The sequence below is a fragment of the Gracilibacillus timonensis genome (assembly GCF_900086715.1).
GTDB classification, from domain to species: Bacteria; Bacillota; Bacilli; order Bacillales; family Amphibacillaceae; genus Gracilibacillus; species Gracilibacillus timonensis.
In genome coordinates this window covers 84,857-106,339 of record NZ_FLKH01000011.1, presented here as the reverse complement: position 1 = coordinate 106,339, position 21,483 = coordinate 84,857, and the positions used below count along the sequence as shown (strand labels likewise).

The following is a 21,483-nucleotide window of genomic DNA, read 5'->3' as shown; positions in this document are numbered from 1 at the left end:
TTTAATTCTCCTCCTTGTCGCCCATTGCAAAAGTTTTATCTAAAATGTGATCGGCTTCTTCAGGATTTAATCCAAGTGCATCACATAAAATCAAATACAGATGGAGCGTTCGTTTTTCTATATGATTTAATCGTTTGAACGTCATTTCCAATCCGTCAGCAACTCGGTTCACGGTAACATCTAATTCTTTTTCTGCTGACTTAATCCCATCAAATTTTACTGCATCCTCTACCATTCGTTTCAGTAATACATTCCTTGATACCTTTTGTTTTTTGGCTTCTTCATCTAATACTTTTACTGCTCGAACATCTACATCCCGAATCTTTATTTCCATTCAAATCCACTCCTTCCACGCGTCGCTTAAAAAATAGGAAAATCCCCGTTCACAAGAACAGGGATTGTTGAACAGGATAAGGGGAAAGTGTACCCACATAGCGTGGGTGACTAGGCAGCGCCTAGTTTTCCAGTAAGCCCATTTTTTCAATAGTAAATATACCTTTTATATAGGTGTTTCTTGCTGAATATATAGGTTTTATATAGACCTTTTGATGCTTACTTCCCCTCTTTTCCTGAAGGCACATCTTTATTTTCCTTCTTTTGTTGTTTCTTTTTAGATTGATCCTTTTCCTTATTGTCCTGCTTTTTCGCATCCTGCTTCTGGTGCTTTTCATGTTTCTTTTTCGATTTTTGCTGCTGTTTCTTTTCTTTTGGTTCATGGTTTTCTTCTGCTAATTGACGTTCAGGATGAAGCAGTGCATCGAGTTTTTCTTCCCGATTATCGTACTTTTCCTTGAGCTCTTTTACCTTTGATTTGTATGCTTCAATTTCTTCCTCTGCGCTGGAAATGGCATTCTTCTTTTTGTCAATTTCCTTTTCTGTTTCAGTTTGTTCTTCCTTCGTTTCAAATTCCATTTCATTTTTTAATGATGTTTTCTCCTTTGTTAAAGTCGCAATTAATTCCTCTTGGAAAGGAATATTTTCATCTATAATTGTAGATATTTCTTGTTTAATTCGTTCCATGTCTGTGACTATTGCTTCTTTTTGATATGCCTTATCCGATTTTGCAACAAGGTTCTTATTTACTTCAATTTCACGATAATCCCCCACAATAATCACATCTTCCGGCTTCGGCAAATCGGACTTTTTAATTTTATCTGTCTCCTCTGTAGCAACATCACTATCATTTTCCAGTTGTCGTTTATACTCTTGTTTCAGTATTTTGTCATCCCGGTGTTCTGTCACAAACAAACCGATAACACGGTATTCAGTTGGAACATGTTCAATGTGAATGACCATCACATTGTCGGATTCATACACTTTTTTTGCTGGGTAGGTTTCTTTTGATTCCTCTCCCTTTGCTTCAAACGTAAATGTCGGTTCCGCTGCATCGGTACCCGTATGAACCGTTTCAATCGTTACCTCCATGAGTTGATTCTTCGGATTATACTCCCAACTCCTTAAAACTAATGTTGTTTGATTTAAGCCATTGACGGATTTATTATATGGCGTTTGTGCGATGGCACTATCATCATACATCCATGATTTAGACGTTAAAAAAACACCAAGCAAAACGCCTAGTGTAACGATAATGCCAATATAGACTTTATTTTCCCTTCCACGATTGAATTTACTTTTCACGCGGCTAAATCCTCCTTCCCTTATCATTTTTCGCCTGTTAAAAATGATTTGACGTGTGGCATAGGGTCAACCTTCTCCCCCTCCATTAAAATCTCAAAATGAAGATGAGGCGCAGTTGATGCCCCGGTTGAACCAACATGACCAATCACATCACCTGCCTTCACTTCACTTCCGACAGGTATTCCTTTCTTGCCCATATGAGCATAACGGGTTTTAATTCCGTTACCATGATCAACTTCTATATACCAGCCATAACCTTTTCCCATATTTTCTAAAGTGGAGTCAAATGTTGTTCCGTTCGATTCGCTTATGGTCACTTTTCCATCCGAAAAGGACACAATCGGCGTATTCCTTATCCCGGCACTTGCAATGTCTAATCCGGCATGAAATGTGGTGCAATTTCCACATCCTGAACGATAACCAAAGCCGGAAGTAATGGTTTTGGTATATGGTGAAACCCAAGACTTACCACCGATTAAATCCATATCAACATGATCTTCTGCTTCACAATTCATGGTTAATCCACCCATGTTTGCAGTTAACTTTTTCATCGTTGGCATCCAATGTTTGTTTAAATTGTTTGGATCATTTTCTGCGCCAATCGGAGCATACACTTCCCCCAGTTGTTCAATTGTTACTAATCCATCTACAATAATACGATTATATAAAGTATCTGCCATGGCTTCTAAACCATCTTTTAATGTTGGAAAACGTTGTAGCGTTTGCCAATCTGTTGCAGGATCCATTAACCCTCCAGGATTATTTTTATCGACTACTCCACTGGAAGTTCCGTAACCTGTTTCATGTAAAGCGATAGCACCAAAAAGAATTGGATCAATTCCCTTTTCTTCAGATAGTTCGATAATGTCATCACCATATCCCTTAAAAACGCCAGAACGATCTTGATGCTTAAAATAATTGTCCCATTCCTTTTGATTCATATCACCTGTTGGAGAGCAAATATAACTACCTCCACCATCATCGCCTTCACCATTATGCTGATGATCAACACTACCACTTAATGCACCAATAACCGCCATCAACAATGTACAAAGAACAAGAAAGATTAGGACAGGAATAATGTTCGCAATTAAAAAACTACCCGTTCCTACGAGTAGCTTTTTCCTTATCAGATGTTTTGCAAATTGTTTTAAATGCTTCACTAATTCTTCTTCCCTTCTCCTTCCATGTTTTGATTATTCGGTGTCACCATGTTGCTAACAATCCACTTATCACCTGCCTTTTGTAATGTAATATAGTATAACTGCATTGGTTTAGATGTTGATTTTCCTTTCACAGTTACATGCCATGTCGCATATGCGCCATACATTATTTCTCCATCTTTCAAAGGTTGAGAGACAAATAGATCAATTGTATCCAGTTCTCTTTTTGCTTTTTCGTCTTTAAAGTTTGTCATTTCCTTTTGAACATTTTCAAGATAATTTGCTGTAACTGCACCCTCCCATTTATCCCAATCCGTTACTTGCAACAAATAAAGAGCAAGCACCTTTTCTGCCTGCTCTTTCGCTTGTTCCACTTCCCGTTCACTATATTGGATGATATATTTTTGTTCTAAATCGTCCTCTTCCTGATTACTTTCTGTTTGTTCACTTTGCTTATTTTCATCTGCTGCGTCCGGCTTCTTGGATTCTCCTTCATCTTTTAATACAGCATTTATTTTTTCCTCATCTATATTAACCGGCTCTTGCATGTTTTCTTGTTGGCTGGACGTTTCAAACATTTCTTTCGGATCTTGCTCTTTTGGATCATCGGCAGTCCATTTCCATATCCAAACAATCACAATTAAACCTGTCACGACTAATAGAAAGATAAACTTATAAAACATTCGTTTTTCATGATTATCTTCTCGCATCGTTTACAACCCTCCAGTGAACAGTTTTAATTCTTCTTCACTTGCCTCAATGGATAACATGATGTTTCCTACACCTGAAATACTTAATAAACAATCTCCCTGCTGGAGTTGAGGGACGTGTTCCAATTCGCTTTCCGTTAGTTGCCCTTCAAAAATTGTTCGTAAAGAATCCAATGTGTTTGAGTCCTGCTGCATCACAAACTTATATTGAGTTAGTTCAAATAACGTACGTATTTTTGTGACAGTTGCAGTGTCTTTATTATCTGGAACAAAGTCTCTAATGGATTGACTTGCTAAAATCATCCCACCAAAATATTTACGGGCTTCTCTTGCAAAATCTGTTAAGAATGAGACAGCTAACATATTTTCAGCATTAACTAAACGATGTGCTTCATCAATCATAATTAAAAATCGGACGGCATCATCAGGGTCAAACGTTTCACTCTGATACATCTGTTTCATTTGTCTTGCTCCCACTTGGATCAAGTTATCCCAGATTAAATTTAATGTATTATACATTTGTGCTTGAAACACATTCTTTTCCAATTTCGTCAGGTTACGGATAGAAAAGAAAATCACTTGTTCATCGGTGATATCCTGAATCGTTGTATGACCGTTAAACAATGAAGCGTAGCTGTTCACTAAGTTATCAACGACTAATTCAATTTTCTCCAACCTATCCACCCGTGAAATAGATAATTCAGGACGTATCGTTCGTTTCTCTGGGTTGTCATATAGCTGTTCTCGAATATATTCTAGCAAGTCGCTAAAGATTGGATATTCTTTGTTTCCCAATGTCGTCACACCTGTTGCTTTAGTTTTTTCCATAAAGCCCAGCGATTCATAAAACATGCGTAAGATCTTTTTAAATTCTTCAATTTCCTCTGTAGAAGGACTGCCAGCAAGAAATTCATAAAAGATAGCAACCTTTGATATATGTTGCATAAAGCACTGCTTTTCATATTGTTCAAAGCTTGCCTGTTCTTCCTTGTAATTACTTTTATCATCTGCCCGATAGATCTGTAATGGATTAATAATCCCATCACTGCCATCCAAACTAATGGATTGCCCTCCCAGTGCATCGACTAAGGTTTTAAATTCTCCTGTCACATCAAATCCTCGAATGAAATTTCCCCTTGCTTCATTATCCATAAGTAACTTTTTTAACGTAGTCGATTTACCAGCACCCATTTTTCCAACAACAACTGCATTGTAAAAGCGTCTTAGTTTATCTTTATGAAACAAATCGAATAGAACATTTCCACCGGTAAATGATGTACCTAGAAAACTGCCTGTTCGATCATTTAACTCTGAGAAGTGGTACGGTAATCCAGAGGCAAGCGTAATTGCTGGCATCCCTTTTCCCTCTCTTTTATTCGGAAATCTAATTTGTTGCTCATAAGGCAGGAACAATGATTGCCATTCATAGTAGGTTTCGTTCAAAAATATTTGCCCTTTAAATCCGATGGAATTGAGTTTAGATATGGTTTGCTCCACCTTTCTCTCCAATTCCCAGATTGTCGGTGAAGCAACAAATAAGCGAATATGAAGCAGTTTAATGACTTCCCCCATTTCAGAAATTTGCTGATATAAATCTTCCATTTCTTTATAACTTCGCTGGGCATCCATCCGGTCAGATTCTTGTTTCGCGCTACGAAAACGGACATCATGTTCCACCATACTCTTATTGATAGAACTAATCGTTTCATCCTGATCCATCGTGGTCACATCAGCCACAACGGTAACATCATACATAGCCATCACTTTATCCAACCAAAGCAAATTGACGTTGGAAGGATAATCCCACACATGGACGCACCCTTCATAACCGTCTCCTTTTTGAATGTACTTATCTTTAAAACTGATACCGCCTTGGGGTTGTATTTTCGTTAAAAATGCTTTATCCAGTTTTGGTTTCTTAGAATACTTTTCTTCCTCAATAAAAGTATTTGTATGTTGTTTCACACCTACCATCCTCTCTTTAAAGTTGCGTATTTTGATTATTTAATAGAAACAATATCTGCTCTTTTTTGTTCTTAGGTAACTCCCGCAATGGAAATGAACTTTGCATCCCTTGCCTACAATCATTTTTTCGATCTTCCAGTTCTTCTTTATCATCTGCATAGATAAACATGAAAAACTCCCGATTATACCGTTCTCTTTCTAAATACTCAAATTCGAATAACTTTTGCTCAATATACTTTAAACGTGAAACATTCTTTGCCTGTTGCTGTTTTTTCACCCAATATGCTCGCTGTACTTCCGTATTTGTCGGAAAGTTTAATATGACTTCCTTGAAAGAACGAAAATAACTTCTGAGGAATTGCGCTCGATTTAACAGCAAATAATTTAAGTCCGCATCATTTAAAGCATGAATGTTTTTTGTTTCCACTTGAAAAATGTCCATGACCCCTTCTTTCAGCAGAATGTAATCATCGTGTATTTGTACAAAAGGAAGAATATCGGATGTTTGTTTTAACAACTTGGGCTTTTTGCCTTGTTCTTTCATATCTTCTTGAAATTCTTTTTTCACTTTCTTCTGATGTTTGAGCTTTTGCAGTAGCTGAACCATTTTGTTAGGTTTTTTATTTGTCTTTGTAACCATTTCCGTCTCTTCTTCACATGTGTCCTCATCCAGCTTTTCCGGATTTGATTTAATTAACTTTAAGGGTTGCATTCTGTTTACTCACCCTCCTTGTCTTTTAGAAACTGTTCATTTTCTACTTCATTTCTATCCATTGCATGGTACACTCCCTTTTTATGGCGAAACATTAATAGGATAGATTCATAATTTCGCTTCTCGGGATTGTTACCGCTCGGCAGAAACAAATAAATCATGCCTATGATGGCTATACCGAAATAAAATAGAACAAATAGGCTATGCACCAATTCCCGTAAGACCGTTAATAATAAAAGAGAGCTAATCAAAATAATGACCAGCTCCCTCATTTCTAATCCTACTATTTTTGGCTTGGACTTAATCTCTTTCGGTATCTCGTATTTCATTTGATTTTAATCCCCTTTTTTCTATTTTGATTTGCTTCGCCTGTTGTACGTTTCCTTTAAATTGGCTCAATTTTTGTCCAATGTCATAACCTGTATTATGTGCTCGTGAAAGAAAATGATTTGCACGTTGTACAGTACGATTTCCGCCAAGTAACGTATGTTTGCGTTGCGGATGAGTATATCCTTGTCCACCAGCATTGACAAGCGGCTTATGCTGACTAGATGAAGTTGCTCCTCCACCTACATTACTGGACCCGTCACTATCACTTCCTGACACATTACTTGTATTGACAGGGATACTACTTGCCAGCGAACCACTGCGGCCGGGAATACTTGTATTTGGCTTTGTTGGAACAGTGTTTGTTTTTGATTCAACGTTTGGATTGTTTATGGCATTCGTTGAAAATTGTTGCTCATTTTGAGAAGCTTTTTGATCTGGATTGCGCGGAGGAACAGGCTTCGTATTGTTGTTTCGCATACCGGCTTTCATCCCTTTGTATGCACCAACTCCACCTGCACCAATACCTCCTGCTGTTTTGCCACCAGTCTTAACAACTTTCCCAGCACCTTTTCCTACCATGGATGCACCAGCACCAGCCATTTTCGTACCAGCATATGCGCCCATCATCGCCTGCCATCCTGAACGGAGTCCTGCATCTATTCCCATTGTTCGCTGTACAATGTCTGGAGCATCAATAAGCGCCCATGCACCAGCAATGAGCAAGATAATGACACCTACAATGCCAATCTCTTGCTCCAAATCGTTCGCCCACTGTGCATAGATAATGAACAATTTCAGAAGTACAATCATCACAAAGATAACAGCAAACGTACTAACGATTTCTGTTAACACTTTCTTCAAACGCTGACCACCTGTTATATCCGTTGATGCGGTGAACATAGCGTAAATTTGATGAAAAGCTAAATCAAACATGGCACGGCCAATTTTTAATGTTGTTACAGTTAAGGCAAATCCTGTTACGGCCAATATCGTAATGGCAATAGCCCAATTGACGTGATAACGGTAATAACTTTGCTGCCCTAAGTTCGTCGCTGGAACCGAGTTTTCACTTAGTTTTTCAACTCGTGAAGTACCATCTCCATTTTGAATAAGTGTATGTTTTAAAAACTCCTTTTCATCGTTCGTCAATTCCTTAACCCAATCTTCTGTTGTCCAACTAAACCAACCTTCATCTTCATAGATATCAAGCTTTTCGGTTACATCAATCAAATCGGGGTTCTTCAGCTTATTTGCATAATAGTAATTACTTGTTCCAATATCCTTTTCTGTTCGATGAGGAGGATGTGGCAATGTATTCTCATCACCCATTACAGTGTCTTTATTTGTCCCATCAGCATAGTTGAAATCACTATCCAGATAGTATTTTAAATCAGAGATATTTCTTTTTAAGACATTATCAGAAATATTCCCATCTGCCTCCACCGTATCTAGCCCTTTATGCAGCAAATCCTCCATCATTCCCATTAAACTGGGAAGAATGACAATGACACTAACTGCAATTAACACATTCATAATGATTTCATTCCGTTTTTCAACTTTATTCAGCATGAACATAAAACCAAGGACTGTTACAGAAACAACAAATAGCCCGATTGCAAGGGGCTGCAAGACATCTATGAAACCACCCATGTCTTCACTGTCATACAAGCCACCTAAGGTAATTACTTTCGTAGCAACGCCTTCAATCCAATCATTAATCCATACTAAAAGCTGTATAATGCCCCAACCGATATTTCGGAGAAGATCATCATACAGCCAGCCACTGGAAATATCGAGTATGTCCGATAAATCCTCATATAACTTTTTCATTGCCTCATCGTTCATATATTGTTTTCACCACCTTTAGGAATTAAAAAAAGAACCCATGGAAAATGGATTCTTTTTGTTGAACTTATAATTAAGAATGTAAGACTTTTGGTACCACGGTATCTCCTTGTACCGTTAACGCGCAAAGATTGCAGCACAAAGAATTAACAGCTTACTATAGGTCACTATAGTTTTAACCAATCCCTTATTTCTTTTAAACCTTTATATGTCTTAGCTAATGAACTGTTTTCTTCTAAGTAACTCTCGCCATCTTCTGTTAAATAAGCTGTCCCCTCAATTAACCATGGTCTATCGTCCGCATAGAAAACCCCTCCTAAATAATTTTCTCTGTTAAGAAACCTAATAGCTTCATCAAATTGATCTGCGGTAACCGCAAAATTCTCTTCAGTAAGTGCTTTATTACCGTTGTCAATTTCTTTCAATATGGCATACCTTAGTTTCTTTTTATTCATTATTTCCCCTCCTTTTTTTAAACGTTGATTAATAAAATAATCCTTACATGAGATACGTGCAATATTCTTTATTAGGTTTGTACCCGTTTGTTGAACTAGGAGAATAATTCGGAGCCATTAATTATTTCATCAGTTGAGGCCAAAGTCGCTTCGTATATCGTCTTATTATCCTTCTCCATAAAGGATTGAACGGTCTTGTAGCCAACTGCAAATCCTTTTATATCAAGGGATTCGCCGATAACATCGATTGAATACTTCAACTCCTCCTTATCCATGTTGGTAACCCAAGGACCTATTTGCTCCGTTCCGTATAATTCTTTTGCAAATGATTCAGCTAAACCCTCTATAACGAGATAATCTCCTACTGTTACATTCCCATGATCCCAATCAAAATAAGAAAAACGTATATTATGGTTAAATTCATGGGCTATAACTGCCGGTATTTTGGGTAAATTATAATCGTTTGGATATATATTTACAGTTATAAAGCCCGGTATTCCACCAAACCCTGTATATCCTTTCTGTAGCTTTAGTTTTTCAGGGTCTGAAATATATAATCCAAATTTGATTTCATCCGCATTTATCTTCAATCCCGCATTATTCGCTTTAGCAATGCAATTTTTAAGAGCGTTTTCGGCAACCGCATAGGAGTTATTTTCTCTTAGAATAGATAATCCTTCTCTAATATTTTCATCATCTGAAACATCAGCAAAACCAAGCATTTTTGATGCCATGATAACGTCATATCCATTTTGTTGTTTCGCTTTTATGGGAACGTTAATTAAATTCCACATTTGTTTGAATGGTTCCATCATTTCATAACGGAAATAATCTTTGCGTTTTTCTAAATCCTGAATTTCAAGCAATTCACCATACTGACTTAATGTATCCATAACTTCATAAGCATTCATCTTATCAACTCTCTTATAAATTATCGTTTGGTTATTAAGCTACAGTATTACGCAACGTTAATGTCAAATATAAACTAGTTTTTTGATAAAATAGCTCAATCGTATTAAGGAATAAAACAATTCCTTAGAGTAAATATCTGATATTAGTTTTGCATATATTAAATATCAATAACTTAATTCAATATTATTTTGCTCCGCAAAATCCAATGCACTAGCAATCCCTGCATCTATATCATCCATGTATTTCATAAAGCTAGTTTCATAGCCGTCATCTCCATTTGCTGTGCCTTCAATTAATGATTGAGATAACAGTGTTTCTCTTGGATTTTTCATTACACCACCATCTTCAATTAGAACCAATCCATCATCTTTTGGCTCCCATACATCCCCTTTATAGTCAGAAGGGGTATATTTTTCACCTAATTGATCAAGGGTGTCTTGACTTTCCCCATCGAAATTCACATAAAAAGCCGTCTGTTCTTCTTTGTTCAATGACTTATCAAATGCCTCTACTAGTTCCGATTTTTCCACATCTTCCTTACTTGCTGAGAATGTTACTAAAAGAAATGATTCTTCATTATCTAATTTTTCCTTTAACTCTTTTAGAGTCATTTCATTCATGCCAACTTCTGCTTTATTGCCACACGCACTTAAAACAAGTAGAAATGACAATAAAATCAAGCTGAACCACCATCTTTTTTTCATCTTCACCCATCAACTCCATTTTTGTTCATTTTTTTCAGTATAACAATAATGGTCTGCGGTAGAAAATATTTGCCTATTATATATGAAGTGCTTCTGGTAAAGTGTCATACAGTATTTTCAGTTCTTCTTTGGTAAAAGTGAACCCCTTACCAACCCTTGTTTTATCAGGGTTCCACCACCTCACGTCAAACTTTGGATTATCTCCATTCCAACTGATCAAATTTAGCTCTTTTGCCCAGCCTCCTTGGCTTCTATGCAATACAACAATTTCCTCAATAACTTCCCAATCCACACGATAGCTCTTTTCCTTCATTCAAAACAATCTCCTCCCTCTTTAATTTGCGCTAATAGCCTTTTGTATTAACGCTTCCTCTTCATTTTCTTGTTCACTTTCATTTTTTTGCTTCCTCAGTTCAAGTTGGTGTTCCATTCTCTCATTTATTTTTTCTTGCCAGCTAGACACAGTATCCTCTGGCAAATATTTATATACCGGTTCCATCAATTTCAAGTGCAATGCTTCAAGATTTGGATGATAGACAAGGTAACTTAAATAATGTAAAAATGACCATTCTTCCACTTCCAGCATTTGTTTTTGCAATGTACTTCTATCTTTTTGCGACAGCCCTTCTACTTGCATTAAATTACGTTTCAGTCTTATAAAGTCATCGGATTCCATTACATCTGCCATTCGTAAATATAAATCGTCCCGTACTTTGGCTGAATATACCATTTCATTTAAATTCATTTCATAATAAGCATCAGAAGCAATCGGCAAGGATAGAATGGACTTGCTTGTATCAAAATCATTTGCTAGGTATTCATAACGGAATTTCTGCTTCGTTTGGACTTTATTAAAAATCGGTTTCGGTTCAATTTTTCTTCGTTTCGTATCTTGTCGTTTGTTTACTCGAATCACAACGGATTGTCCTTCTTGTAATCTCATCAATTCATCTGAGGTCAACAATGCCCTCTCCTTGGTTGATTCACTATGCGATTTATCAAACGAATGCAATTCCCCACTTCGACTCACATCTGTAATCGTTCTTGTTCCCAACATACTCGAATAATGTTCGGCAGTGCTTTTATCTTCCGTTAGAATATATATTTGATTGGAACAGTTTCCAATGATGGTGTCTGATTCTTCGCCATACATTGATTTAACCTGGGAGTAAGCTTGGATAATTAAGTGATAGCGAAAACCTCGCCCAGCACCAACTGTCACCATTCCGGCCATTCCCTCAATCGTTGGCATATTTCCAAATTCATCTAATAGGAAGTGAACATTTCGCTTCATTTTCCCGCTCTGGCTTTTTGTTGCTTTCTCAGAATTTATTCTATAAAGTTGACTGATTAAAATGCTTGCCAATACCTCATTTGACTTATCAGAATCAGGTGTTGCTATGAATAATGCAATTGGTTTATCACCAAACCCTATATCCGTTAGATCCAAACTATTATACCCAGTTACTTTCGCATTCGGTTCTAACGTAAATATCTGCAATTTATCCATGGCCACACTGAAAATACTTCCTCTTGTATTTCCTGTCGCGAAGTTCGATGTCGCATACATCATTCTTGCTGGATTATTTTCATCTCTTGCTTGAAAAAACAAATCCAAGGCATTATTTCCTTCCTCGTCATTGTCACTTCCTTTTGTTGAAAGGAAGTTTGCTACGGAATACATCGTCACCCGTTCTTCTTTTCCTTGAGTGACCATATCCTCTGTTAATGCAAGGATAATTGCAGTCACAAGTGATTTTGCACTGTTTGACCAGAAAGGATCTTTGGCATTTGGATCATGATATAAGCTATATGCAACACTGTTAGCATATTTTTGTGCATCACTATAACGGCCGTTCTTCCATGAATCAATGACCAACTGCAATGGATTAAATCCCATACTCATGTCATGTTGAATAAGATTAAAAACATGAACGTCATAACCTCGTTCTGTTAATGTTTCATAAGAAGCACCAACCAGTTCACCTTTTGGGTCATTGATAACCATAGATGGTTTTTCGCTAGCTCTACTTTGCACATCAATCATTGGCACAACAAAAGTTTCACCTTTACCACTTCGTGTAATACCAATCACCATCGTATGGACAGGAGCATCATCAATTAATAATTGATAGTTATTCCCTTCATGTAATCCAGCAATAATTGTACCGCCTTTCCCCTCATATTCTTTTATTTTTGATGGAATACTTAAATATTGTTTTTTCATATTCTTCACTTTTTCAAATTCGTTGGTTCCGTGTTGACCTTTGTTAATCGATTGATAGTTCATTTTCACATTGTATAGGAGTTTCAATACACTGATCCCAATCAATATATAAAATCCCACATAAAACTCTATCCACTCGTATTGGAAAATGAAAAAGTAATGCCAATCGACAGAGAATGTATGGAAATTTACCTTTTCTGAATTCGTTGCAAAACCTTCCACTAAATGTAATACTTGTTGCAAAAAATGTAACAGGAAATTCGCAACGAAAAATCCTACAACAGCAATACATACTATAAAGAAACTTATGGTTTTCCAATCGCTTAAACGTTCTGTTAATGACTTTTTATCATTGGCATGCTGCATCTTTTACTCCTTTCTTTACAGATCATCATCATTTTTATGATAATGATATTTCATTTACATTTTGTTTAGTCTGCTCCAACTGATTCGTATCTTGTAAATATCTTTTGGTGAATTGCTCTCGGTTACCTTGTAAAAATTCGTTTGCATCTTGATAGCCGTCACTATAACGGAATAACGAAACATTTTCACCTAGACCTTCCTTTTCTAGTGCAAAAACAAGTTTTCTTGTTGCTTTCCAGCCTGCTTTATCATCATCCATTGCCACTAGAATATGCTTATCTGTAAATGTATCTTTGTTCTCCCGGATATATGCTTGCACTTGCCGTGTTTTAGATGCACCTGTTAATGCAATAAATCCACAATGTTCATCTACTTCACGAAAAGAAAGAGCATCCAACAATGATTCGCTAAATACAACCGTCTTTGTTTCCTCTGGAATCTCAATAAAAAAATCCTTCGTGTCTTTAGAAAGATTCATGATTAACTGTATTTCTTTGGGCTCCAGTGTTGGATCAATACTAGAACGTAACAACACTCGATCTAAAATGTTACTTTTATCATAAAGAGAAAAAACCAAATTTCGCTTACACATCCAGCTATTGTTAGAGTAATCTTTTCCTAACAAGCTACTTGTTTTTTTGAAAAAGTATTTTGCCACCTCTTTATTTTGTAAATCAACAATATGTTTTCTTGCTGTTTCTTTTGATAATCCACGGTAGCCATTATCTAGTGCTTCACTTTTAAACCCTGTTTTGGCAAAAGAAAAGAGCCTCATCGACCAAGTTAATGCTTCTTTTTGGTCATCTGAAAGGCTCGGATAGGTTTCTTGCATCTTTCCTATTTCGGGATGTAAGCTCTTTTTCTCCTGGAACTGTAATAGCATTCGTTCTCCACAATGATTCTCACGGTTGCATTGAATAAAGTTTGTGTTGTTCTTATATATAAATGCCTCATGTTCGTTGCATTCTGGACAATTACAGATATAATAACGTCCTTTATCTTCTGCATTCAGCTCATCTAGCGCATTTTCGATATTTTGATAAACCAACCTTTTATACAAACTTTGTTTATGCATTTTCACCACCCTCAAGCATCCTTCGTATTTTCACGGCATATCTTTGGACAATCGGCTCAATGACTTTCACTTCTACTTCTTCATCCGTATCTAGCATTGTGCCCTCAAACAATAAGTGATGGTAACAATGGTGAAACGATTGGATTAATTCATTATGGAGCTGGTATGCTTTTTGAAATCCTTTATCAACTACGAAAGTTTCCCCAAACAATTTATCTTCTAGCCTTTGATACGCCATATTGTGTATCATCAATATGTTAATACGTTGTTCCTGTAGTGATTGATAATTGGTCACTACATGAGTAATGATCCTTTTAAAGTTTTTATCGTTATTCATATATGATTTTAGCTCTATATCGTCACCTACTCTATCAATCACAGCATCAAAACTAGTACGTATTGCAGTCATCACATGTTCCATTTCTGCAAAGATGCTTGTTTCAATAATAGGACTAATTCCATTGTAGAGTGATTTTAATTGTTCATTGTTTAAGTCTAACGGGATGCTTCGTTTCGATGGATCACACATCACTTTACAGAAACGAATTTCAAATGCTGAATATGGATCAACAGATTTTCCATGAACAGTATTATTCTTTGTATTTGAGGACTTTTTAGTTACTTCTTCTACTTCCACCAATTTCACCTCACGTCTATATCCAATTCGTATTGTTCATGCAAGGCTTCTCCATTAAAGAGAAGCCATAAACTATAACTGACTCCCTTATAGTGCTATAAAGTTTTGCACACAAACCGATTCATCCAACTCTTGTTTTTCAGCAATCGCTTGTTCCATAGATCGAATGTCATCAATATTTTGAATGGGTTCAGTTAAGGTAACATCAATGTTTCCCCACCCTTCCGAATAAATGTAACTTACAAAATACTTGTGCTCTTTCGCCATTGTTCAAACACCTCCTGAATGCAAAAAATAATTCAGACATTAAAATCCAACAACACGTCCTCCCATCCAACTAACAAGGCTCGCTGCTAAATAAACAATGCCAAAACCAATGGCAACATTAACCATCCAACCAGTGTACAATTCCTTCTTTTGAGGATCTTTTGCAAAAGTCCACAGTAGACCAATGACAACAAGTACTAGCCCTGCTAGAACTGGTGCAACTGGTTTAATTCCATCAGTTATATTTGTGATTGTTTGAATTGCATCTTGCATAGATTTTCAACTCCTTTCCCTTCAAGTAGTTGTCTTTAGGATTGCTTAGCTACCTCTGTAATTTGTTTTCGATTATGAACATTAAAATTCAAGATAATTTCCTGATGTTGCATATGAAGCCACTCATAATAAGATTCACCATTTGCTTCTACAATTTCTTTTGCCAATGCTTCAAATTCTTTAAAGGCAGTTGGTTTTGTTGGTTTCTTCTTTTTTGATTGTGAAGCCTTCTTTTGTGAATCAGGTGAATGTTTCTCTTTAACTTTCAATGTTTCGACTTGTTGATTTTCCTTTTGTGTATGATCAGACATTCTGTTTCACCTCCTAAAAAAGAGCAAAATAAAAACTCTTTTCTCGTAAAAGAAAAGAGTTTTTAGGAAGTATCAAACTTCCTGATACTAATACTTTAACACCGTTTTTATGGAATTTGGTTCGTCATTTGTTCGGTAAATGTTCGCAAAAAGTTCGTAAATCATATTAATTTTAATGGTTATTGGCAGACTTCATTGTAATGGATGTATCCAAGTGGTTAAAGCAAGATCATCTGTAGTTATCAGTGAATTTCATACTTTGGCTCATGAAAAATGTTTTCATTTGATTAGAGTGTCGAAGAAGGACTGCGGAAGACTTGAATGCATAGTAATAACATATTTAAAATGAAAAGCTATCCAATAGGACGGCTTATTTTTTTGTTTACATTATACAATTATTTGCTATAATAAGAACAAGTGTTCCAAAAGAAGATTCCTATTATGGGAGGGTTCAACATGAAGACATTGTTTTTAAACTCAATTGAAATTAAAGAAAAGATTGTTATTTTTTATATGGATAGCAATAATAAGGTCACACAGCGTTATATAAGGGTACTGCAGGTACATGATAATTACATACTTGCGTATTGTTATTACCGTGAAAAGGTGCGAACATTTAGGTTAGATAATATCCTTTCTGCTGGACCTTCAAGAAAAAGGGTAGGTGCTTAAATGAACGAAAGAGGAACAATCAAATGGACATCACTAATGCTGCCAGAACATGTCCAAATGTTAAATGAATGGACGGAAGAAGATAATTGGAAAACTAAGCCTATCCTGGATGAACAACAAATAGAAGAAAACAGTATGAAGCTCCAGCTGGCTATACACAATAATTTAACTGTAGAAATTAAGCATTATAAAGATCGTTATTTTCATATGGCTAAAGGGAAACTGTATAAAATTGATATCGTGAATAAATACATCAAAATTGATAACGAAGAACGTACTAAAATTAATTTGAATGATCTAATAGATGTCGCTATTGATTAACCCCCAGTGCATAAAGGGGTTAATTTTTTGTCTTTCAAAATAATCATCCACAATCTTAACTAAATCCTCAATACCCTGCTATTTTGCTTCCAGGTTCATTTTGTATCCGTCCTTCCATAGAGATCATCGACTTAATACAACAATTCAGCGAGTTTCACAACTTTATTGAATAACTCATATTAATTTAATTTGATCATTAATTTTTATTACATTCATCGTAATTGTAAAAATAGTTATTTAATTCTACTTATCTGGTAAAAATGTATAACAAAGATCAATATGGGAGTGAATTTTATTGTTGATGTCTGAAGCTGCAAAATCTTATGAATCTGATAAAAGAATTGAAGGATTTTCGCCACAAACATTGATTGCTTATAAGCTTCAAGCAAAGTTGTTAATGAATTATTTTGGCAACACCAAAATAAAGCACATTACAACCCAGCATCTAAAGCAGTATTTAGGTGAATCAAGCAAAGAATTGAAACCATCGAGTTTGTCTCATCGAATAAGGTTTATTCGATCTTTATTTCGTTGGTCACACGAGGAAGGAATTATTGAGACTAATCCTGCTAGTAAAATAAAAGAACCAAAAGTTGGTAAACGTATTCCAAAGTTTTTAACAGAAAGAGAGATTGAACATTTAAGAGATGCTTGCTTTACCTCAATGGAGAAAGCCTTATTTGAATATATGTTTTCTACAGGATGTCGAATTGGAGAAATTGTTACACTTGACCGAAATAGTATTAACTGGGGAAGTCAATCCGCAATTGTTCGGGGGAAGGGAGATAAGGAGAGAGAGGTATATTTCAATATACGTTGTGATATTTGGCTAAAAAAATACCTCGATAGACGAGATGATAATGATCCAGCTATATTTGTCACGGAGCGCAATCCACATAGAATGAGCATAGCTCAAATGAGATACGTCATTAAACGTATCTCTAATCGGGCTGGAATTAATAAAATCATCCACCCCCACCAATTAAGGCACAGTTACGCAACTCATCTATTGAACAATGGAGCCCCACTTGAAGTTATACAAAGTTTGCTGGGACACGAGAAAAGCGAAACAACACGAATCTATGCTCAATTAACTGGGAGGCTGCGACAAGAGTTTTATAGAAAATACTTTTAGAGGTTAAAGAGCAACAAGATATTGCGTTGCTCTTTTCAATTTTTGCACCAATATAGTTGAAAATGAAAAAGAGACTTTCATTTCAGAATCGCGCCCGATCGTATTGCGGATTAAAATAATTTCTTGAAGCAGTGGATTCATGATGAAATCCACTGCTTATATAGGTTCCTATTTTACAGGGATCCAGATTTCTGAATATAAATCAGGACTGGATGGATTTTCATCTGAATATACCTCTAGTTCTGGTGCACCTGCATGTTTGTAACCACTTGAAGGAAACCATTCTGAAAAAATTTGTTTCCACGCTTTTTGCATAGCATCCGGCATCGGCCCGTGAACCTCAAATACGGCCCATTTGGATTCGGGGATTTCCAAAGTTGATAATCCATTAGGAGCACTGCCCTCGTGTGCTGTACCTATCCAATAATCAATGGACCCGGAATCTATTTCAACACATACACCCACTACACCTTCAACTGGACCATTGTTCAATTTAAACAATCGCTCGTCTGTGCCCTCTCCGTTTATCTTATCCCACATTTTGGGGATACCCACTAGGTTCTCCTCATTAACCAGTGAAAATTCCTGTTTAAACCCCACAATCTGAAATCCCTCACGTTCAACAATTTTGACCTGCATTGGTTCTGCTCCCTTCAGACTCACCTGTACTACCAGGCGGTTATAAGATTTTAGCTTTCCCGTGTACTTTCGTGCTTCACTTGGTGTTACACCATGTTGCCGCCTGAAGGCCTTCGAGAAAGCTTCAGGAGTGTCGTAACCATATTCGTAGGCGATATCAATAATCTTTGTGTTTGATCTTGTTAACTCATAGGCAGCTAATGTTAGGCGACGACGTCTAAGATATTCACCAACAGATATATCAGTTAATATCGCAAATGTACGCTGAAAGTGAAAAACCGAAAAGTTAGCCTGTTGGGCAATGTTTTCTATCGGAAGGTCATCAAGTAAATGATCTTCCATATAGTCTATTGCTGCCTGTAATGATTCAACCCACGTCATGTCACTCACTCCTTATTTAAAATCCTAACAGAGCATCATCAATTAATCCTGTCTTTCCGTGCTTTGGTCGGACAGTATTTTTGAGTTAGTTAAGCTAACTGGCCCGTTTTTTGAAAAGATTATCAGACCACACTCTTAAACTAAACTACCAAATGGCACAATAAAAGGCGACTGCTCTTATTGTGTTATCGCACCAATTAGTTTAAGTACATTTGTTCACAAGTTTAAAGTTTTTAGAACCTGCCTGTTATTTTTTGAGTATAAGTTTAAATGCCGTTACAAATAATACCCCTATAACAAATGAGGGGGTTAATAAAATGGAAGAAGCACCTACAAGTAATAATGGAATGAACACAAGCAATAATGGAATGAGTACATCTAATAAGATAAACCTTGCAGGTCTTGGTGTTGGAGCAATTGTACTAACCACTGTTTATACGGCGGTTTTGGCTTCACAGTTAATGGCTACCAAGTATAAAGTCGATTACCTTTATTACAAAGAATTAACACAAAATAAATAGCTAATTATAGACGGTGCGTTTTCACCGTCTTTTATTTATATAAAACAGAATTTGAACTAACCTGCCCCGTTAGCTAAATAACACCTATCTAAATACTAACATAATATTCCAATGATAAAACTCGAATTTTATAAAGCAAGGTGACCCCATAAGGATCACCTTGCTTAACTCTTGCACCATTTACTTTAAGTACACTAATTCACAATCCAAATTATAATTTTAACATAAATTTCCAATTCCTTAGCTATTTATCAGAGGAATTCGCTAAGTTATTAGGGAGTTGTTCTGCTAAATAATGAAGTTGACACAAAATTATGTCATCTTGGTAAAATAAGTGCCAAATAAGGAGCCATTTTTCTTTCTTTTTTGTAGATAGACATTGTTAAACCAACAAAAATTAGCAATCCATTTTATATGCTAATTGGATTGCTAAAAGGTTTGTTATTTTATGTTTTGTACTATTAAACTTAACCCGTTAGATGATGGCACGCTACTCTCTTATATTTATTCAGTATGAAGTAACAATTGATCTAAATCCATTATTTTAATTTTCTTTTTCGGTAACTGTTTAATCAATCCAAGTTCTTCTAGAGTAGTAAATTTACGGCTGATTGTTTCTGGTGTGGTACCAAGATACGAGGCTAAATCCTTTTTGGACATTGGTAAGATAATCGTTGGACTATTGCCACTTCCCTTTTCAACATTCTCAGCTAAAAAGGATATAATGCGGGTTTCTACATTTTCAATCGCTACTTGTGTGGTTTGTTTTTCAGAATCCTTCAAACGCATCGTTACTTCTGACAGTATTTTTAATGAGATCTGCGGATATTCCACCAAATACTCTTGTAAATCCTCTCGTTTAATTAAACAAATGGATGTATTTTGTAGTGCTTCCGCATAGTTCTCATGAATACTTCCAGGTTGGAAAATGGCGACTTCACCTGTAAAATCACCGGGATTTAAAATGCGAACAAGTTGTTCTTTTCCAGAATCCGATAAGCGGTAAATCCGAGCCTTACCTGAATTGATAATATATAAGGTATCATCTTTCTCACCTGCACGGAATAACATTTCCCCTTTTTGTAGATGAAGTGTCTTGGCAGATTCCGCAATCAAATCCATTTGTGAGTCTTCCAGATGGTTGAAAATGGGAACAATACGAATACATTCTGCATGTCCATGTTGGTGATGACAACATTGGTTTTGTTCCAAAATAACCTCTCCTTTTTATAAAAAGCCTAAGAGGGCATCTTAGGCTTCCTTTCTATTCACTCGATTAAGCAGGTTTTACCTTTGATTTGACAACAGGATATCCTAAGTCTTCAATTGCCTCTTCGATATCGTTAATAACGACTGCTTCTGAATCAAAATCTACTTTTACTTTACTAGCATTGAACATTACCTTCAAGCTATCTTGATTCACACCGTTTATTCCTTTCACCGCATTTTCAATCTTTTGGAGACAAGATGGGCAAGATAAGGTTTCTAATTGAATCGTTGCTTTTTGCATAAATCATTTCTCCCTTCATTTTTTAACGACCGTAAACCAATTTATTCTTTTGTTTTTGGGTTACTTTTAAGCCTGATATGCTTTGTCTACTTCTGATAACATTTCGTAGGTGCCTGCATATGTTTCACATACATCTCCAGGAATGGCGTAGTTGTCTGTGATTTTTCGTAACTGAGCAAATTCAACATCCAAGTCTGGTTTGTTTGCACCAGCATCTTTTACCTTTTTACTGAGTTTTTCAAATAGTTCACGTACTTCAAAGGCTTCTGGATGGTTCTTACCATGGGCCCGTGTAATCGCAGTAGTGTATAAATCCAGTTTTTCAAAATGGTTTGTTATTACTTCGTTAAATGTTTGTTCAGACATTATTATTTCCCTCTTTCTATATATAATTTTTGTTATGTGTGTTTGTCTTAGGCAGATTTTACTTTTGATTTAACAACGGGATATCCTAAGTCTTCAATTGCCTTTTTGATATCGTTAACGGTGATCGTTTCTGAATCAAAATCTACTTTTACTTTACTGGCATTGAATAATACTTTTAAGCTATCTTGATTAACCCCATTTAATCCTTTCACCGCATTTTCAATCTTTTGCATACAAGATGGACAAGATAATGTTTCTAATTGAATAACTGCTTTTTGCATGAATTATTTCTCCTTTCATCTTATCTTTGACTTTTTTGTTTTCCCTCTTCTTCTTTACAATTTAAGT

At 36.1% G+C, this 21,483-nt stretch carries 27 protein-coding genes; 4 read left to right on the top strand and 23 right to left on the bottom strand.

The annotated features are described in order from the left end of the window. Position 1 precedes the first annotated feature (1 nt). From BN6556_RS07855 to BN6556_RS07770, 18 genes are all read right to left on the bottom strand, one after another. On the bottom strand, positions 2 to 334 hold the full coding sequence (locus BN6556_RS07855) for a hypothetical protein (RefSeq protein WP_066189410.1): 333 nt from the start codon (positions 332 to 334) through the stop codon (positions 2 to 4). A gap of 218 nt (positions 335 to 552) precedes the next feature. Next, positions 553 to 1,638: a hypothetical protein gene (locus tag BN6556_RS07850; protein ID WP_066189407.1), complete on the bottom strand. Its 1,086-nt coding sequence runs from the start codon at positions 1,636 to 1,638 to the stop codon at positions 553 to 555. Between the two features lie 23 nt (positions 1,639 to 1,661). Then, positions 1,662 to 2,801: a peptidoglycan DD-metalloendopeptidase family protein gene (locus BN6556_RS07845; protein ID WP_066189404.1), complete on the bottom strand. Its 1,140-nt coding sequence runs from the start codon at positions 2,799 to 2,801 to the stop codon at positions 1,662 to 1,664. Then, on the bottom strand, positions 2,801 to 3,511 hold the full coding sequence (locus tag BN6556_RS07840; protein ID WP_066189401.1) for a hypothetical protein: 711 nt from the start codon (positions 3,509 to 3,511) through the stop codon (positions 2,801 to 2,803). Before BN6556_RS07840 ends, BN6556_RS07845 begins: the two co-directional genes overlap by 1 nt. A 3-nt stretch (positions 3,512 to 3,514) precedes the next feature. Beyond that, positions 3,515 to 5,485, bottom strand: a complete 1,971-nt coding sequence (locus tag BN6556_RS07835) for a VirB4 family type IV secretion system protein (RefSeq protein WP_066189399.1) — start codon at positions 5,483 to 5,485, stop codon at positions 3,515 to 3,517. Between the two features lie 7 nt (positions 5,486 to 5,492). Then, on the bottom strand, positions 5,493 to 6,188 hold the full coding sequence (locus BN6556_RS07830; RefSeq protein WP_235817470.1) for a hypothetical protein: 696 nt from the start codon (positions 6,186 to 6,188) through the stop codon (positions 5,493 to 5,495). A 5-nt stretch (positions 6,189 to 6,193) separates the two neighbouring features. Beyond that, positions 6,194 to 6,517, bottom strand: coding sequence for a DUF5592 family protein (locus BN6556_RS07825; protein ID WP_066189394.1), 324 nt, complete (start codon positions 6,515 to 6,517; stop codon positions 6,194 to 6,196). Next, complete coding sequence (locus tag BN6556_RS07820) at positions 6,489 to 8,363, bottom strand: pLS20_p028 family conjugation system transmembrane protein (protein WP_066189391.1); 1,875 nt, start codon at positions 8,361 to 8,363, stop codon at positions 6,489 to 6,491. The genes BN6556_RS07825 and BN6556_RS07820 overlap by 29 nt, the downstream gene beginning before the upstream one ends. Before the next feature lie 167 nt (positions 8,364 to 8,530). After that, a complete protein-coding gene (locus BN6556_RS07815) occupies positions 8,531 to 8,818 on the bottom strand; it encodes a YjcQ family protein (RefSeq protein WP_066189388.1) in 288 nt (95 codons plus the stop codon). A gap of 95 nt (positions 8,819 to 8,913) precedes the next feature. Then, positions 8,914 to 9,729, bottom strand: coding sequence for a DUF2268 domain-containing protein (locus BN6556_RS07810; protein WP_066189385.1), 816 nt, complete (start codon positions 9,727 to 9,729; stop codon positions 8,914 to 8,916). 165 nt (positions 9,730 to 9,894) lie between these two features. Further along, the gene (locus BN6556_RS07805; protein ID WP_066189382.1) at positions 9,895 to 10,440 is read right to left on the bottom strand and encodes a hypothetical protein; all 546 of its coding nucleotides are present in this window, start codon (positions 10,438 to 10,440) and stop codon (positions 9,895 to 9,897) included. Positions 10,441 to 10,510: 70 nt separating this feature from the next. Next, positions 10,511 to 10,747, bottom strand: a complete 237-nt coding sequence (locus BN6556_RS07800) for a YdbC family protein (protein ID WP_066189379.1) — start codon at positions 10,745 to 10,747, stop codon at positions 10,511 to 10,513. A 21-nt stretch (positions 10,748 to 10,768) separates the two neighbouring features. Further along, positions 10,769 to 13,027: a VirD4-like conjugal transfer protein, CD1115 family gene (locus BN6556_RS07795; RefSeq protein ID WP_066189375.1), complete on the bottom strand. Its 2,259-nt coding sequence runs from the start codon at positions 13,025 to 13,027 to the stop codon at positions 10,769 to 10,771. A 34-nt stretch (positions 13,028 to 13,061) separates the two neighbouring features. Beyond that, positions 13,062 to 14,102 (bottom strand): toprim domain-containing protein, encoded by a 1,041-nt coding sequence (locus BN6556_RS07790; protein ID WP_078060052.1) that lies wholly within the window; start codon positions 14,100 to 14,102, stop codon positions 13,062 to 13,064. Continuing rightward, entirely contained in the window at positions 14,095 to 14,739 is a 645-nt protein-coding gene (locus BN6556_RS07785; protein ID WP_066189369.1) for a hypothetical protein, read from the bottom strand. The genes BN6556_RS07790 and BN6556_RS07785 overlap by 8 nt, the downstream gene beginning before the upstream one ends. Positions 14,740 to 14,826: 87 nt before the next feature. Further along, positions 14,827 to 15,006 carry a hypothetical protein gene (locus tag BN6556_RS07780; RefSeq protein WP_066189366.1) on the bottom strand — a complete coding sequence of 60 codons (180 nt, stop codon included), beginning with the start codon at positions 15,004 to 15,006 and terminating at the stop codon, positions 14,827 to 14,829. A 39-nt stretch (positions 15,007 to 15,045) separates the two neighbouring features. Further along, complete coding sequence (locus BN6556_RS07775; RefSeq protein ID WP_066189364.1) at positions 15,046 to 15,279, bottom strand: pilin; 234 nt, start codon at positions 15,277 to 15,279, stop codon at positions 15,046 to 15,048. Positions 15,280 to 15,314: 35 nt separating this feature from the next. After that, the gene (locus BN6556_RS07770; RefSeq protein WP_077706725.1) at positions 15,315 to 15,590 is read right to left on the bottom strand and encodes a hypothetical protein; all 276 of its coding nucleotides are present in this window, start codon (positions 15,588 to 15,590) and stop codon (positions 15,315 to 15,317) included. A 456-nt stretch (positions 15,591 to 16,046) separates the two neighbouring features. Between BN6556_RS07770 and BN6556_RS07765 the strand changes: the two genes are divergently transcribed. The 3 genes from BN6556_RS07765 to BN6556_RS07755 all read left to right on the top strand — a co-directional run bounded on the left by BN6556_RS07765 (position 16,047) and on the right by BN6556_RS07755 (position 17,718). Next, complete coding sequence (locus BN6556_RS07765; RefSeq protein ID WP_066189362.1) at positions 16,047 to 16,262, top strand: WYL domain-containing protein; 216 nt, start codon at positions 16,047 to 16,049, stop codon at positions 16,260 to 16,262. Beyond that, positions 16,263 to 16,583 (top strand): YolD-like family protein, encoded by a 321-nt coding sequence (locus BN6556_RS07760; RefSeq protein ID WP_066189359.1) that lies wholly within the window; start codon positions 16,263 to 16,265, stop codon positions 16,581 to 16,583. Between the two features lie 295 nt (positions 16,584 to 16,878). Next, complete coding sequence (locus BN6556_RS07755; protein ID WP_066189356.1) at positions 16,879 to 17,718, top strand: tyrosine-type recombinase/integrase; 840 nt, start codon at positions 16,879 to 16,881, stop codon at positions 17,716 to 17,718. A gap of 168 nt (positions 17,719 to 17,886) precedes the next feature. Here BN6556_RS07755 and BN6556_RS07750 read toward each other — a convergent pair whose 3' ends face one another. Then, positions 17,887 to 18,738 (bottom strand): AraC family transcriptional regulator, encoded by an 852-nt coding sequence (locus BN6556_RS07750; protein WP_066189353.1) that lies wholly within the window; start codon positions 18,736 to 18,738, stop codon positions 17,887 to 17,889. Between the two features lie 317 nt (positions 18,739 to 19,055). Between BN6556_RS07750 and BN6556_RS07745 the strand changes: the two genes are divergently transcribed. Then, positions 19,056 to 19,259 (top strand): hypothetical protein, encoded by a 204-nt coding sequence (locus BN6556_RS07745; RefSeq protein ID WP_066189350.1) that lies wholly within the window; start codon positions 19,056 to 19,058, stop codon positions 19,257 to 19,259. Positions 19,260 to 19,763: 504 nt separating this feature from the next. Here the strand turns inward: BN6556_RS07745 and BN6556_RS07740 are convergent. From BN6556_RS07740 to BN6556_RS07725, 4 genes are all read right to left on the bottom strand, one after another. Continuing rightward, complete coding sequence (locus BN6556_RS07740) at positions 19,764 to 20,471, bottom strand: Crp/Fnr family transcriptional regulator (protein ID WP_066189347.1); 708 nt, start codon at positions 20,469 to 20,471, stop codon at positions 19,764 to 19,766. 64 nt (positions 20,472 to 20,535) lie between these two features. Then, the gene (locus tag BN6556_RS07735; protein WP_066189344.1) at positions 20,536 to 20,769 is read right to left on the bottom strand and encodes a heavy-metal-associated domain-containing protein; all 234 of its coding nucleotides are present in this window, start codon (positions 20,767 to 20,769) and stop codon (positions 20,536 to 20,538) included. A 66-nt stretch (positions 20,770 to 20,835) separates the two neighbouring features. Further along, entirely contained in the window at positions 20,836 to 21,135 is a 300-nt protein-coding gene (locus BN6556_RS07730; RefSeq protein ID WP_066189342.1) for an iron-sulfur cluster repair di-iron protein, ric, read from the bottom strand. Between the two features lie 47 nt (positions 21,136 to 21,182). Then, positions 21,183 to 21,416: a heavy-metal-associated domain-containing protein gene (locus tag BN6556_RS07725; RefSeq protein ID WP_066189340.1), complete on the bottom strand. Its 234-nt coding sequence runs from the start codon at positions 21,414 to 21,416 to the stop codon at positions 21,183 to 21,185. Positions 21,417 to 21,483 lie beyond the last annotated feature (67 nt).

Bases quoted from the DNA above. Each gene is read 5' to 3' on its own strand.
- BN6556_RS07800 (WP_066189379.1), bottom strand. From the start codon at position 10,747: ATGAAGGAAAAGAGCTATCGTGTGGATTGGGAAGTTATTGAGGAAATT.
- BN6556_RS07735 (WP_066189344.1), bottom strand. From the start codon at position 20,769: ATGCAAAAAGCAACGATTCAATTAGAAACCTTATCTTGCCCATCTTGT.
- BN6556_RS07730 (WP_066189342.1), bottom strand. From the start codon at position 21,135: ATGTCTGAACAAACATTTAACGAAGTAATAACAAACCATTTTGAAAAA.
- BN6556_RS07745 (WP_066189350.1), top strand. From the start codon at position 19,056: ATGGAAGAAGCACCTACAAGTAATAATGGAATGAACACAAGCAATAAT.
- BN6556_RS07775 (WP_066189364.1), bottom strand. From the start codon at position 15,279: ATGCAAGATGCAATTCAAACAATCACAAATATAACTGATGGAATTAAA.
- BN6556_RS07760 (WP_066189359.1), top strand. From the start codon at position 16,263: ATGAACGAAAGAGGAACAATCAAATGGACATCACTAATGCTGCCAGAA.
- BN6556_RS07725 (WP_066189340.1), bottom strand. From the start codon at position 21,416: ATGCAAAAAGCAGTTATTCAATTAGAAACATTATCTTGTCCATCTTGT.
- BN6556_RS07825 (WP_066189394.1), bottom strand. From the start codon at position 6,517: ATGAAATACGAGATACCGAAAGAGATTAAGTCCAAGCCAAAAATAGTA.
- BN6556_RS07840 (WP_066189401.1), bottom strand. From the start codon at position 3,511: ATGCGAGAAGATAATCATGAAAAACGAATGTTTTATAAGTTTATCTTT.
- BN6556_RS07790 (WP_078060052.1), bottom strand. From the start codon at position 14,102: ATGCATAAACAAAGTTTGTATAAAAGGTTGGTTTATCAAAATATCGAA.
- BN6556_RS07750 (WP_066189353.1), bottom strand. From the start codon at position 18,738: ATGACGTGGGTTGAATCATTACAGGCAGCAATAGACTATATGGAAGAT.
- BN6556_RS07765 (WP_066189362.1), top strand. From the start codon at position 16,047: ATGAAGACATTGTTTTTAAACTCAATTGAAATTAAAGAAAAGATTGTT.
- BN6556_RS07815 (WP_066189388.1), bottom strand. From the start codon at position 8,818: ATGAATAAAAAGAAACTAAGGTATGCCATATTGAAAGAAATTGACAAC.
- BN6556_RS07820 (WP_066189391.1), bottom strand. From the start codon at position 8,363: ATGAACGATGAGGCAATGAAAAAGTTATATGAGGATTTATCGGACATA.
- BN6556_RS07830 (WP_235817470.1), bottom strand. From the start codon at position 6,188: ATGCAACCCTTAAAGTTAATTAAATCAAATCCGGAAAAGCTGGATGAG.
- BN6556_RS07855 (WP_066189410.1), bottom strand. From the start codon at position 334: ATGGAAATAAAGATTCGGGATGTAGATGTTCGAGCAGTAAAAGTATTA.
- BN6556_RS07810 (WP_066189385.1), bottom strand. From the start codon at position 9,729: ATGAATGCTTATGAAGTTATGGATACATTAAGTCAGTATGGTGAATTG.
- BN6556_RS07795 (WP_066189375.1), bottom strand. From the start codon at position 13,027: ATGCAGCATGCCAATGATAAAAAGTCATTAACAGAACGTTTAAGCGAT.
- BN6556_RS07835 (WP_066189399.1), bottom strand. From the start codon at position 5,485: ATGGTAGGTGTGAAACAACATACAAATACTTTTATTGAGGAAGAAAAG.
- BN6556_RS07780 (WP_066189366.1), bottom strand. From the start codon at position 15,006: ATGGCGAAAGAGCACAAGTATTTTGTAAGTTACATTTATTCGGAAGGG.
- BN6556_RS07770 (WP_077706725.1), bottom strand. From the start codon at position 15,590: ATGTCTGATCATACACAAAAGGAAAATCAACAAGTCGAAACATTGAAA.